This window comes from Allomesorhizobium aridi (assembly GCF_043769475.1).
Classification (GTDB): domain Bacteria; phylum Pseudomonadota; class Alphaproteobacteria; order Rhizobiales; family Rhizobiaceae; genus Allomesorhizobium.
In genome coordinates this window covers 4,282,273-4,294,860 of record NZ_CP171729.1, presented here as the reverse complement: position 1 = coordinate 4,294,860, position 12,588 = coordinate 4,282,273, and the positions used below count along the sequence as shown (strand labels likewise).

Genomic DNA, 12,588 nt, shown 5'->3' with positions numbered 1-12,588 from the left:
GTCCTCATGTGGCGCTGTCGAATCATGCCGCGAAACATAGTGGGGGAGCCCTAAGGCGTCGGTCGGGAGTCAGGGGCCTGGATCGTGTCCCGTGGCGTGGTGTAGCTGCCGGCATTGGTCGCCGTGCTGTCCGGCATTGGCCGGGCTGATCAGCGCGCCACGGCTGGCAGGCTGATCAGGGGATCATCGCTCATCGGGTTGATGGTTTCCAGCGTCATGTATCTGGCCCGCTGCACGGCCCATTCATCGTTTTGTTCGAGCAGGATTGCGCCGACGAGGCGCACGATGGCGTCGTCGTTGGGGAAGATTCCGACGACCTCTGTGCGTCGCTTGATCTCGCCGTTGAGACGCTCGATGGGATTTGTCGAGTGGAGCTTGGCGCGATGCTCCTTCGGGAAGGTCATGTAGGCGAGCACATCAGGCTCGGCGTCATCCATGATCGTAGCCAGCTTCGGCACCTTGGGCCGGATCTGGTCGGCGACTGCGCGCCATTGCACGCTCGCCGCCTCGGCGGTCTCCTGAGCGAAAGCGGTAGCGATGAAGGCCGAGACAACCCTGCGGCCGCTCTTGCCGGCATGGCCAGCACGTTCCTCATGAAGTGAACGCGACAGCGCTGCCATGTCGCCGACAGCACCTTGGTGACGGCGCTCTTGAGGCCCTCGTGGGCATCCGAGACGACGAGCTTGACGCCGCGCAGGCCGCGCCGGGTCAGCTTGCGCAGGAACTCCGTCCAGATCGGTTCGGCCTCCGAGGTGCCGATCTCCATGCCCAGCACCTCGCGCCGGCCGTCTGCGTTGACGCCGACGGCAATGATGACGGCGACCGAGACGATACGCCCGCCGCGGCGCACCTTCAGATAGGTGGCATCGATCCACAGGTATGGCCAGTCGCCCTCGATTGGCCGTTCGAGGAAGGCCTTTACCTTGCCGTCGATCTCTTCGCACAGCCGCGAGACCTGGCTCTTGGAGATGCCGCTCATGCCCATCGCCTTGACCAGATCGTCGACCGAGCGCGTCGAGATGCCCTGGACGTAGGCTTCCTGGATGACGGCGGTCAGCGCCTTCTCGGCCATGCGGCGCGGTTCGAGGAAACCCGGAAAGTAGCTGCCCTTCCTGAGCTTCGGGATGCGCAGCTCGACCGTCCCGGCCCGCGTCTCCCAGTCGCGTTCCCGGTAGCCGTTGCGCTGGGCGGTCCGCAGCGGGCTCTTCTCGCCATAGGCGGCGCCGGTGGCCGCACCCACCTCCAGCTCCATCAGCCGCTCGGCGGCAAAGCCGATCATCTCGCGCAAGAGATCGGCATCAGGGGTCTTCTCCACGAGCGTGCGCAGGTTCATCATGTCGTCGGTCATCGGTGGTCCTTCCGAATTGGGTTGGCGTCAACAACCAGACCCTACCGGAAAGCGCCGATGACCACCTCGATGCCGCTCGCTCGCTACAGCACTATCAACGGCGCGCTCGCGAGCGGCTCAAAACCGCCGAGCTACACCACCTCATGGGACACGACCGGGGCCTGCCCTTTTTACCTTCCGAGACCTCCTCCACCAGGCGTCTTGCAAGGTAGGATTATTGCGGCCACGCGCGAAGTGCGGTGAATGATTGCTATGCGGCTGCAAGCCGTATGCAATCGACGTGAACGCGACTAAGTCACTGTTAATTTCTTCGTTGGCGGTTGGGCGATCACACCCGGAGGCAACAACAGCCGAACGGATCAGACAATGAAAGCCGAACCGAAATTCGAACGACCTGCCGCCATGACAATAGATGGCTTTTGCCGATGGGCAGGTATCGGGCGATCTCTCACCTATAAAGAGATTGCCGCTGGCCGGCTCAGGTCCGTCAAGGTCGGAAAACGGCGGCTTATCAAGCTTGCTGACGCGTTGGAATGGCTTCAAGCGCTTTCCTGACGAAACAAAATCTCGTCATAAATTTCCTGACGACGATCTGGGCTCCAAACCTCTCTAGGTCGCCACTGAAAACCAATCGTACCAATAGAACCTCATCTCCCTACGATCCCCCTCATCTCTCATCCAAGACCTCGTAGACAAAAATACTGGTCAACCTCCGAGTCACCTCCCCCTGCCGCGGGGGACTACGACCAAGAATAAGGGCCGCTTTGTGGGTCGAATTGCCATTAGCCCGCCAGATCCGCTCCAAAGCGCGTTAACCACAACCACAAAGGGCCATTGAAAGGACTGAACAATCAAAGGCTTGTGACTCCTCTATCTTCAGAACGACGCGAAACCGCCTCTGGAAAGCCAAGCCAGAGGCGGTCTTTCGAGCGATACCTATATGACCCCGCCGCCATTTTTTATGAGCTTCATCAGGTCAGACATTCCTTTGCCTTCCATGGCCTCCTTGTAGCGGTCGAACGACCATCGGGACCACGCAGAGCGGAAATAATCATCTTCCCTCCACTCGGGGCGCACATATTGATGCCGTTGCCGCGCATGGTTGCCAAGCGACCTCGACATACCAACCTGCTTCCAAGGAATGTGCCCTGTTGGCCTCACCTTGATGCCCAGGGCATGATTGGCCGACATACCCGTGCTCACAAATATCAAATCCGGGTCCATCGCCTTGAGCATGTAACGCGTCCAGGCCCATTGATTGCCGGGCTCCGCATCGCGCCGTAACTTTATAAAGGGTTGATCGGACTCGACCGGTTCCTGTGAGTGCAGCGTCTTGGCAGTTTCTTTCGCCCACGCCCGGAATGCCACTTGGTGCTCAGGGGGCACATGCAACTGCATGTGGACATGTAGCCCTTGAAGCTTCGAACGTTCCCAACAGAACCAGTGCGCCGGTGTTGCCCCCCGTTCCCGGCACCAACTTCTGAGTCTATCGAGGAGGCGGTTGAAAGCTCGACGGCTGTCGCCGTCGCTCAGGCAGCCTAGTTTGCCGAAGACCAGCGTGAACTCACAGTTCATCACCATTCCCAGTTGGTTGGCTAAGTTCAGGCCGTCGTAGATGTTCGTCAACTGTGCCCCCGAGATGGGAGAGGGGCCAAAGGCTCCAGTAGCTACCTTCTTTCTCGAGTTGCCGGGCTGAATTGCCGGAGCGCCCAGAACCGGGAGCCATAGCACGCCAAAGGCTTCAGGTGGAAAGCGGCAGCTCGGACCCTTCTGAAGCGGGTGCGAAAATCCCTCGGTGTCATCGTCGCCTTCATCGATGACCGGCAATTCTGGACAGTAATTTGCCGTCGACCACTGGGGAAGATCATCCAGACTGCAGTCAGTGATTCCTGGAGTGGAGTTGAGGGGGTGGGCGGAAACACTCATGGTAAGCTCCTAACCTCTGAATTAGGACACTGACCGCTGAGTGAACGCGCACGACAGCGGACAAGGTCCGGTTGATGTCGAGCGCAACGCTTGACTGTACTGTGTAGGGTTGAGAGGCCCCTTCCGCTATTTATTGGGAGACATCTCTTGCGCTTTCATCGGTAAAAACCAGCATGGGTTGCACGAATACCCTCAATTCCCCCGAGAGTAGAGGATTAATGCCCATGTACGTCTCAACCCGGAACAAGGCTCTGCCAATTCCGCCAATCGACGTTCTTGAGAGATTCTCTGTGCACGAGCCACTCGATACCCGCTTCCGATCCTGTGCGCGGCTCCTCCAGGCCATATGGCGGGAGCGGCGCGGATGGACTATGGGAAGCTATGCCCGTGCCAATCGCGAGCCGATGTCGCTCGGAAGTCGACTAGACAGCACAGCCGCACGCGCCGGGTTCAACTATCTCAATCCTGCAATCGCGAAGCTCGTTCGCATGGAAATCGCATATCGCGAACAGGGCGCCCTCATCGACGAGGCGCGGGCTTGGGAAAACCTTTTGAGCAGCACGGCGCTGGCCTTCAATCTGCTCGCCCCGCTCAAGCTGAATCCGACCCTCGCCAAGTCGATCATGAAGTTGCTCTTTTCCATCGACGTGAAGCAGGTCGATGGCGTCTTTTTCGAAACTTCTCCGGGACGCGGCAATGAAGCCTATACTGGGGACCATACCGCGCTTGACGCCTTGATCGCGTATACGGGTAAGGACGGCAAAACGGGCTTCGTCGGCATTGAGGTGAAGTACGCTGAGAGCCAGCCGGCAAATGCCACGCCGGTCAAGGCCCGACACATGGACATGGCCGGACGATCGAACCTTTTCATCGATGCGACCGCTCCCAAACTCCAGCAAGCGCCGTTGAGGCAGTTCTTCGCCGAACACGCGCTCTGCTACAGCATGGTGCACGAGCGGCGGTTATTTGATCGCGGCCAGTTCATCGTGATTGCGCCTAATCAAAATGCGGAGATTGCTTCGGCGGTCGAAGCGTATCGTTTGCATCTCTCGGCTGAACAAGCTCAGGTTCTTCCCTTCGGAACGGTGAGCGTCGAAGACTTTGCCAGCGCCATTGGCAAGGCCGGAGAGGCGGAGTTGGCGAAGCAGATCACCGAACGCTACCTCGACTTCGGCCCTGTCCATGAACTCATTGATGACTGGACGCCGCACGCCATTTTGAACGCCCAACCGATGGCTGATTAGCGGGCACATCGTAGGAGTTGAGCGCTTCGCGAGGAGCGCTCAACTCCTGATTTTGTCGCGTTTCAACGAGAGACTCCATGACGGAATTTGCCACCTCACGCATCGGCCTGTTTTGGTTCATCACACTCGGACGCGGCCTAGGCCGCTTTGCCTCAGCCTCACTACCATGGAGCGCGGTCGAGGAGATTGGCGGGTTCAAGACGTACGATAAGGGTCACATCGACGTTTGGCCGGAAATACAGCGGCGAGACACGACACTCAGGAATTTTGAGTACGAGCATTTCCCGCGCGGTCGCGTGAATTGGAGATGCGAGGATGATGCCTGGCTGCTGCTTCTGGACCCAAAACTGAATGACCGAGCCTTCATCGACCACATCGTGAAACAGTGGAACCTGCCGCAGAAGCGCCTCAGGGTGTTCGAGGACAGCCACTACCGAATTGACGGTTAAAAACCGGTCTATGCGAAACATATGAATGGGGAAGAAGGTGGGGAAAGAAACTGTCTTCTTGAAATCCACCTTTTATTCCAAGTGGATAAGTAGATCCGCTGGTGGAGCTGAGGAGGATCGAACTCCTGACCTCGTCATTGCGAACGACGCGCTCTCCCAGCTGAGCTACAGCCCCGTCCAGCGGATGGCCGTATTTATGTTCGGCGCTCTGCCCTGTCAAGCAAAGAGCGGCGTCGCGCGGACCTCCCGAAATACCCCGGGACTTGCCGCTTAGGCGAGCAATGGCTACATGTCGGCGATCAATTGGAGAACGGCATGATCGCCCTCATTCAGACTGTGGTTCTGGCGCTGGACATTTACTGGTGGCTCCTCATCGCTTCGGCGATTTTCTCATGGCTCTACGCTTTCAATGTCGTCAATTCCCGCAACCAGTTTGTCGGGACCATCGGCAATTTCCTGTTCCGCATCACCGAGCCGGTACTGGCGCCGGTGCGCCGGTTTCTGCCCGACCTCGGCGGCATCGACATTTCGCCGATCATCGTTCTGCTGCTCATCTTCTTCATCCGGCAGTTCCTCTTGACCACTGTCGCGCCGCTCGTCATCTGAGAGCGGTCCTCATGGCCGGCTTCTGGCGCATGCGGGAGGATGGGATTGACGTTTTTGTCCGGCTGACTCCGCGCGCGTCCAGCGATGCCGTCGGCGGCGTCGAGCGCACGGCGAACGGGCGTTCCCACATCACCGCGCGTGTTCGTGCCGTGCCTGAAAAGGGTGCGGCCAACGCCGCGCTGGAAAAGCTGGTTGCATCGTTTATGGGCGTTTCGCGCAGCAGCGTGTCCGTCGCTTCGGGCGGCACCTCCCGGCTCAAGACCGTACGGATTGGCGGCGATCCGCGGGAACTGGAGGCACAGGCGGAAAAGTTCGCTCCACCCCGATGACCGCTCTGCCGCATTTCCGGCTGTTCACGGATCGGGCCGGCTAGGCCGAAATGGAAATCCGCGTTAGGTTTTCGCATTGGATTTGCGGAGGTTCGCGGTGAGAAAAGCCTTTTGTTGCCTGGTCGCCCTGACAGGCTTTTGCCAGTTGGCGCATGCGGCCGAGGTTTCCAGCGCCTACACGGACATCAACACGGAGAAGGACTGCACGGTCTTTGCCACCGCCGAAGAGGGCGACGGCGACTGGGCCAATATGGTCTGCTCAGGCTTCCGCGGTTATCCGGTGATCATCTACGCGGCCGACTTGCGGGAATCGGTATTCTACGGCTTTCCTCCGGCCGGCGACCTTGCCCCGACCTGGGAAAGCTTCGCAGCATTCAATTCGACAGGCCCGAAAATCGAATGGCGCATCGAGACCGAAGACGGCCGGGCGATGCCATTCGCAGCCATACACCGCTGGTCCGTCAGCGATCCGGAAAACCCTGACAAGCAGGTCGAAGTGCTGGTGGTCTCCAAGGTCGGCCAGATCGCCGAGCGCGACGGCTGCTCCGTCGGGCTGGTCGCGGCCACCGGAAATCCGAAAGCCAACGAAATGGCGCGCAAGATCGCCGACGAGCAGGCGCGCGATTTCGCCTGCGGGGCCGACGAACGGGTGCTGGTCAGCGGCGATGCGCCGCTGCCGGAATTCAGCCGCGCCGAAAACTGATTATTTAGCCTTGTTCGCCCGCTCGATCGCTTCAACGATCATCTGCTTGGCGCGCGCCGCATCGTGCCAGCCGCCGATCTTGACCCATTTGCCGGGCTCCAGATCCTTGTAGTGTTCGAAGAAATGCTCGACCTGCTGCAGCGTGATTTCCGGCAGCTGATTGTACTCGAAAATGTTCTCGTAGCGGCGCGTAAGCTTTGGCGAGGGAACGGCGATCACCTTCTCGTCCTGGCCGGCATTGTCTTCCATGATCAGCACGCCGATCGGACGGACATTGATGACGCAGCCCGGGATCAGTTCGCGGGTATTGCAGACGAGCACATCGATCGGATCGCCGTCGCCCGAGAGCGTGTGCGGAACGAACCCGTAATTGCCCGGATAGGTCATCGGTGTGTAGAGGAAGCGGTCGACGAACAGCGTCCCGGCCTCCTTGTCCATTTCGTACTTGATCGGCTGGCCGCCGACCGGGACCTCAATGATGACATTGACGTCATCCGGCGGATTCTTTCCGATGGAGATGGCTTCGATGCGCATGGATGGTTTCCCGTTGTGCCCCCGCGCGGTTCGATAGCGGCCGCGGGCTGCAAGCGCAACCGCCGACAGGGAGTTCAAAGGTCGCAGGTTTGAAATTCCGGGCTCAGTCCCAGACGAATGCTACTTTCCTGAGGGCCTTCTGGTCGAAGATTTCGACGCCTTCGGCGACATCGCGGCCGCCCGCGCCGGTATAGAAAGATAGCGCATTCGTGTTGTCTTCCAGGGCCCACACGACCATGCCCTTCAACCCGTGGTCCGCCAGCTTCTGCCGTGCAGCGGCAAAGAGCCGGGTGCCAAGGCCGACGCCCTGGTATTCGGGCCGAAGGTAGAGTTCGTAGATTTCGCCCTGCTGCGGCAGTTCGCGGGCGCGATTGCGCCCGACCGTTGTGTAGCCGGCGACCTTGCCGCCGATCTCCACGACCAGCACGGTGGCGGCGCGCTGAATCGCATTCGCCCACCATTCGCTGCCGCGCCTGTTGATCATCGCATTCAGGGCGCGGTGCGGAATGATGCCGGCGTAGGCGCCCCGCCAGGCCTCGTGATGCACATCGGCTATGGCCGGCGCGTCGCGCGGCTCTGCCCTGCGTATGTCGATGGTTACAGTGTTCATGACTGGTTAACCATAAACGCGCCGGGTCGGGGAGCGCAAGGGTCAAGAACGCCTCGTCGCGGCCGTACACAGTCCCCGTCCTGATCGATTTGACTCTAGATCTCGACCAGGTGGTCGTCGAGTTCGTTGACGTCGCCGGCCGCCAGCGGAAAATGTTCGCCGAGCAACTGCCCCACCGTTCCCACTGCCGCGACGAAGCCGTCTGCCAGGCGTCCCTCCCGCGCATCGGCGACGAGGCGGCCGACCACGTTGTCCCAGACCGGTTGCCCGACACGGCTGTTTATGGCGCTGTCGGCAACGATCTCGGCGTAGCGTTCGGCCAGCGAAACGAAGATCAGTACGCCGGTGCGCGCCGTGGTGATGTGTACGTTGCGGGAGAGGAACTGCTTCAGCGCGTTTTCGTGCGCCCGGCGGTAGAGCAATTGGCGCGGCACCAGGAAAAGGCGCAGCGGCGGAAACAGCCACAGCAGAACCAAAGCGCAAACCAGCGCCAGCATCTGCGCGGCGACAAACAGCGGCGCGCGCAGCGTCAGCCACCAATATTCGAGCGCGAAAGCGGCAACTAGGCTGGCTATAAGCATCGCCACTATCAATGCGAAGGCGGCCGGAAAGAAGTAGCTGTCGCTCGAACGCGCGACGACGCAGTAGATTTCGCCGGACGTGCCTTGTTCGGCGGTCCGGATCGCCTCCGTGACGCGGGCGTGTTCCTCTGGGGTCATCGGTGCATCGCCTCCCGCATCACCAGCTTCCCGACGATCCGCCGCCACCCGACGATCCGCCGCCGCCGGAAAACCCGCCGCCTCCGCTGCCGCCCGACGACCAGCCGCCACCGGACGAGCCGCCCGAATAGCCGCCACCCGAACCGCCGCCGAAGGCGATGTCCATGCCGAGCCAGCGGTAGCGGCCCGGTCCGATCTTCTTGCCGAACACCGGCGCGAGGAATGCCATGGCGAAACCGCCGAAAAACAAGGTGCACCAGACGATCAGGAACAGCGTAACGGCGAGATCGGGCATATCGGACCCGGTTTCCCGATTGCGTTCGGCCCGGGCCTCCAATTCTTCGCCGTTGCCTTCCAGCACTATGATGATGTCGTCGACGGCCTGGCTGATGCCTCCGGAAAAGTTGCCGGCGCGGAACGCCGGCACCATCGTGTTCTCGATGATGAGCTTCGAGTGCAGGTCCGTCAGCGTCCCTTCCAGGCCATAGCCGACTTCGATGCGCATACGGCGGTCCGATTGCGCGACGAGGAGCAATATGCCGTTGTCCTCGCCGGCCTGACCCAGCCCCCAGGCGCGAAACAGCCGGTTGGCGAAGGGCTCGATCGCCTCGCCGTCGAGGCTGTCGATGGTGGCGACGACGATCTGGTCGGAGGATTTTTCCTCGAAGGCAGCAAGCTTCTCCTCTAGTTCCGCCCGCTCCGACGCTGTCATCAGCCCGGCATTGTCGACCACGCGGCCCGTGAGCGCCGGCAGTTCGGCGGCGATGGCGGCGAAGGTCAGGAGAAATGTGATTGCGAGGAAAAAAAGCGAGCGCGGCGGGCGGCATAGGCAGAGGCCGCACGCTGCCGCCCCACCCGTCCATCCGCCTTCGGCGGCTGTCCGCCCTCCCCTCAAGGAGGGGGGACAGGCCGTCGCATCCCGCAATCATCACGGAGAGCTTTCTACACCAGTCAGCCGCCCTGCTGCTGCGTACCGAAATTCACGTTTGGCACCTCGATCTTGTCTTCGGCCACTGTGAAGTTCTGGAACGGCTCGTTGTCGGTGAACCAGAAGTTCGCCCAGAGCAGGGAAGGGAACGTTCGAAGCGAGGTGTTGTAGACCCGGACCGCCTCGATGTAGTCGCGGCGGGCGACCGCGATGCGGTTTTCGGTGCCCTCAAGCTGCGCCTGCAAAGCCAGGAAGTTCTGGTTGGCCTTCAGGTCGGGATAGTTCTCGACCACGGCGAGCAGCCGCGACAGAGCGCCGGTCAGGCCTGCCTGGCTTTCCTGGAAAGCCTTGAACGCCGCGGGATCCTCGAGCGCTTCAGGCGACAGTGTCGTCTGGGTGGCCTTGGCCCGCGCCTCGACAACCGATTGCAGCACTTCTCTTTCGTGTGCGGCGTAGCCCTTTACCGTCTCGACCAGGTTCGGGATGAGATCGGCGCGCCGCTGATACTGGTTGAGCACCTCGCTCCACGCAGCCTTTGCCTGTTCTTCGGCCGTCGGGATCGTGTTGAAGCCGCAGCCCGCCAGGACGGGCAGCATGATGGCGAATATTGCCATGGTCCAGAAGTGGCGGAAGGCCGGGAGTGGAAACGGCTGGGCGAGCATTTGGGTTACCTCGGATCATCTCAGGTGGCCAAGACAAGTATCACAATAGCGAGCGAAGGGAACGGGCCTGCAACCGAACGTGGTTTGCCCGCCGTTCGCTACTGTGCTTGCGGGCGCCGAGGCGGTAAAGTCCAGCGAGCACGAAGGATTTGTTCCATGGCGGCAGGCAAGGAAACTGGCGGCGAGCGCAGAATCGCGGCGCATTCTCGATCGCGTGGCGCGCGAGGCCGATTCCAGCGGTTCGTCCGCCGTCTCGCGCACCACCAAGCGCGCACGCGATCATTTGTCGGCCGCGGATGCGGACCAAAGCGATGCGATCGAATATTGGGGAACGCGCATCGGCCGTGCTATGGGGCTGATCGTGACAGTCGGCCTCATTGTCTGGCTGGTGATTCTCGTGGTGCGCGGATAGCTCAGATGAATGCGGAAGAAGCCGACGCGCCGCGCGCGGTCATTGTCATTTCCAGCCATGTCGCGCGCGGTTCCGTGGGCAACCGCGCCGCGGTATTCGCGCTCGAAACGCTTGGCTACCCGGTTTGGGCGGTGCCCACCGTCATCCTGCCCTGGCATCCTGGGCATGGCCGCGCCACAAGGATCGTGCCGGAAACGGAACAATTCGCGGCGCTCATGAAGGATCTGGAGCGCGCGCCATGGCTGGGCGAAGTCGCCGGCGTGCTGTCGGGCTATCTGGGCAACGCCGAACAGGCGGATGCGGTCGCTTCGCTTGTCGCGGCGGTGCGCGAGCGGAACCCCCGCGCCACCTATATTTGCGACCCGGTGATGGGCGATGCAGGCGGGCTCTATGTCGCCGAGCCACTTGCCCGGGCGTTGCGTGACGTGCTGATGCCGATCGCCGACATCGCGACGCCAAATCGCTACGAACTCGAATGGATGGCGGGGGCCAAACTCGACGACATGCGCTCGGTGATCGCGGCTGCTGGTGAAGCCGGGCCGGCGACGATGCTGGTCACGTCCGCGCCGGCAATGATGGCAGGCGGCACGGGCAATTTGCTCCTGACCCAGTCAGCGGCGCTGCTTGCCGAGCACCGGATCATCGAGCGGCCGCCAAACGGGCTCGGCGATCTCACGGCCGCCGTATTCCTGGCGCGGCTGCTCGACGGGCAGCCGGCGGCCAAGGCGCTGCAATCGACGACCGCCGCGGTCTACGAGATACTGGCGCGCACGGCGAAACGGGGCGGCGACGAACTGCAGCTCGAAACGGATGCGCAAAGCCTGTCGCATCCGATGGCCATGGTCCAGTTGCGTCATCTGCTGCATCCCGGCCGCGACCGGCGGGCCTGAAATACTGGTCGAACCTGGCCCGCAACTGAGGGGCTCGGCGCCTAAGCTTGCTGAATTGCCGAAAGCTTCCAGTCGCCGCCCTTCTCCCGTACGAAGGTCCAGAGTTCTGTCGTCTCCGTAGGCTCGTCGGCCTTGCCCTCGACGGTCCTGCCACTCGCGCGATCCACTGTTACGTCGCGCGACGAATACTGCAGCGCCGCCGTGGCATACTCGCTTTCGCCCTCGCGCCAGCTTTCCGCGATGTCGGCCTGGTGGAGCTGAACGTCCGAAACTTCGTTGCGCAAGCCCTTCTGGGCGTTGTCGGCCAGCTCTTCGGAAAGATAGGACACCATCTCGGGCGTCACCAGCCGGCGCAGCGTGGCATGGTCCTCACGGCCGAAGGCTTCCTGCACTTCGGTCAGGCGCCGCTGGAAGGTGTCGAGGTCATCCTGCTGCAGGGTGATTTCCTCGCTCGAAACCTGGGATGTTGCCTGCGAATTCGAACCGATGTTCGGGATGCCGAATGATCGGCCGTTGCCGTTGTCGCGTGGCGACGCATCCCGATAGGAGAATCCGCCGCGGCCGGAAGCGCCGGCCATGGCCGGCTCGCGCGAACGCGCCGGCTGCGAACGAAACAGACGGATTACCAGCCAGATCGCGCCGCCGATCAGGAGCGCTTGCAGCAGGAAGCCGAACATGCCGGCGAGGCCGCCGAAGCCATGGCCGAGCAGCAGGCCGATAAGGCCGCCGAGCATCAGACCGCGCAGCATCGAGCCGCCGAAACCGTTCATGAAACCGGGGCGCTGGGACATTTGCGTCTGGCGCGCGGCGTTGGTCGGTGCCGTGTTGGGCGTCATCGAGCGCTCGACCGGTGCGGCCGGCTGTGGCGCCGTCCGGGTTGGCGGAGCCGATTGGAAGGTGCGCATGCCACGGCTGCCGAAGCTGCCGCCACGGCGCGCATCTGCGTGATCGACGGCAATCATCGAGAATGCCAGGAACAATCCTGCAAACAGCGTGGCAAATCGGGTCGTGCTGGATAGCCGCATCGGTTCCTCGTAGGGTGGTGACATCGGCCCTCATATAAGGATCAACCGGCTCAGCGCCAGACGCGATCCTCGATTGAGTTCAGCGGCGTAGCGAAAGGGCGGGCGATCAAGCTGATCGCTCAGCCGGAAGCAGGCCGACCCAGCGCCAAACGATGTACGCGCGAAAGGTCAAGTGTTGCGCGGAGCAGGCGACAGTCTTACAT

The 12,588-nt window shown here is 61.7% G+C and carries 15 protein-coding genes, 1 tRNA gene and 1 pseudogene; 8 read left to right on the top strand and 9 right to left on the bottom strand.

The genetic code is table 11. From position 1 onward, the window contains the following. Positions 1-149 precede the first annotated feature (149 nt). Positions 150-1,348, bottom strand: a pseudogene (locus ACG873_RS23200) (IS256 family transposase). Between the two features lie 366 nt (positions 1,349-1,714). On the opposite strand from ACG873_RS23200, the gene ACG873_RS23195 reads away from it, so the two are divergent. Continuing rightward, complete coding sequence (locus ACG873_RS23195) at positions 1,715-1,903, top strand: excisionase family DNA-binding protein (RefSeq protein ID WP_394887978.1); 189 nt, start codon at positions 1,715-1,717, stop codon at positions 1,901-1,903. A 381-nt stretch (positions 1,904-2,284) separates the two neighbouring features. Here the strand turns inward: ACG873_RS23195 and ACG873_RS23190 are convergent, their stop codons facing one another. Continuing rightward, positions 2,285-3,274, bottom strand: coding sequence for a hypothetical protein (locus tag ACG873_RS23190; protein WP_394887977.1), 990 nt, complete (start codon positions 3,272-3,274; stop codon positions 2,285-2,287). A 173-nt stretch (positions 3,275-3,447) separates the two neighbouring features. Here ACG873_RS23190 and ACG873_RS23185 point away from each other — a divergent pair, with 173 nt between their 5' ends. Both ACG873_RS23185 and ACG873_RS23180 read left to right on the top strand, forming a co-directional pair. Next, positions 3,448-4,518 (top strand): PGN_0703 family putative restriction endonuclease, encoded by a 1,071-nt coding sequence (locus ACG873_RS23185; protein WP_394887975.1) that lies wholly within the window; start codon positions 3,448-3,450, stop codon positions 4,516-4,518. 77 nt (positions 4,519-4,595) lie between these two features. Next, on the top strand, positions 4,596-4,967 hold the full coding sequence (locus tag ACG873_RS23180) for a hypothetical protein (protein ID WP_394887974.1): 372 nt from the start codon (positions 4,596-4,598) through the stop codon (positions 4,965-4,967). 99 nt (positions 4,968-5,066) lie between these two features. On the opposite strand, the gene ACG873_RS23175 is transcribed toward ACG873_RS23180, so the two are convergent. Beyond that, a tRNA-Ala gene (locus ACG873_RS23175) sits at positions 5,067-5,142 on the bottom strand. Between the two features lie 140 nt (positions 5,143-5,282). On the opposite strand from ACG873_RS23175, the gene ACG873_RS23170 reads away from it, so the two are divergent. The 3 genes from ACG873_RS23170 (at position 5,283) to ACG873_RS23160 (ending at position 6,605) form a co-directional block, all read left to right on the top strand. Continuing rightward, on the top strand, positions 5,283-5,573 hold the full coding sequence (locus ACG873_RS23170; RefSeq protein WP_394887972.1) for a YggT family protein: 291 nt from the start codon (positions 5,283-5,285) through the stop codon (positions 5,571-5,573). An 11-nt stretch (positions 5,574-5,584) separates the two neighbouring features. After that, positions 5,585-5,902 (top strand): DUF167 family protein, encoded by a 318-nt coding sequence (locus ACG873_RS23165; RefSeq protein ID WP_394887971.1) that lies wholly within the window; start codon positions 5,585-5,587, stop codon positions 5,900-5,902. A 97-nt stretch (positions 5,903-5,999) separates the two neighbouring features. Next, a complete protein-coding gene (locus ACG873_RS23160) occupies positions 6,000-6,605 on the top strand; it encodes a hypothetical protein (RefSeq protein WP_394887970.1) in 606 nt (201 codons plus the stop codon). Here ACG873_RS23160 and ppa read toward each other — a convergent pair whose 3' ends face one another. The 5 genes from ppa to ACG873_RS23135 all read right to left on the bottom strand — a co-directional run bounded on the left by ppa (position 6,606) and on the right by ACG873_RS23135 (position 10,058). After that, a complete protein-coding gene (ppa, locus tag ACG873_RS23155) occupies positions 6,606-7,139 on the bottom strand; it encodes an inorganic diphosphatase (protein ID WP_394887968.1) in 534 nt (177 codons plus the stop codon). A 103-nt stretch (positions 7,140-7,242) separates the two neighbouring features. Beyond that, positions 7,243-7,749 (bottom strand): GNAT family N-acetyltransferase, encoded by a 507-nt coding sequence (locus ACG873_RS23150; RefSeq protein ID WP_394887965.1) that lies wholly within the window; start codon positions 7,747-7,749, stop codon positions 7,243-7,245. Between the two features lie 95 nt (positions 7,750-7,844). Next, positions 7,845-8,468 (bottom strand): TPM domain-containing protein, encoded by a 624-nt coding sequence (locus ACG873_RS23145; RefSeq protein ID WP_394887964.1) that lies wholly within the window; start codon positions 8,466-8,468, stop codon positions 7,845-7,847. A 19-nt stretch (positions 8,469-8,487) separates the two neighbouring features. Then, positions 8,488-9,261 carry a TPM domain-containing protein gene (locus tag ACG873_RS23140; RefSeq protein WP_394893663.1) on the bottom strand — a complete coding sequence of 258 codons (774 nt, stop codon included), beginning with the start codon at positions 9,259-9,261 and terminating at the stop codon, positions 8,488-8,490. A 158-nt stretch (positions 9,262-9,419) separates the two neighbouring features. Beyond that, complete coding sequence (locus ACG873_RS23135; RefSeq protein ID WP_394887962.1) at positions 9,420-10,058, bottom strand: LemA family protein; 639 nt, start codon at positions 10,056-10,058, stop codon at positions 9,420-9,422. Between the two features lie 214 nt (positions 10,059-10,272). Here ACG873_RS23135 and ACG873_RS23130 point away from each other — a divergent pair, with 214 nt between their 5' ends. Both ACG873_RS23130 and pdxY read left to right on the top strand, forming a co-directional pair. Continuing rightward, positions 10,273-10,470: a hypothetical protein gene (locus ACG873_RS23130; protein WP_394887960.1), complete on the top strand. Its 198-nt coding sequence runs from the start codon at positions 10,273-10,275 to the stop codon at positions 10,468-10,470. Positions 10,471-10,475: 5 nt separating this feature from the next. Beyond that, positions 10,476-11,360: a pyridoxal kinase PdxY gene (gene pdxY, locus ACG873_RS23125; RefSeq protein WP_394887958.1), complete on the top strand. Its 885-nt coding sequence runs from the start codon at positions 10,476-10,478 to the stop codon at positions 11,358-11,360. Between the two features lie 41 nt (positions 11,361-11,401). On the opposite strand, the gene ACG873_RS23120 is transcribed toward pdxY, so the two are convergent. After that, positions 11,402-12,385, bottom strand: a complete 984-nt coding sequence (locus ACG873_RS23120; protein ID WP_394893661.1) for a TIM44-like domain-containing protein — start codon at positions 12,383-12,385, stop codon at positions 11,402-11,404. Positions 12,386-12,588: the final 203 nt, after the last annotated feature.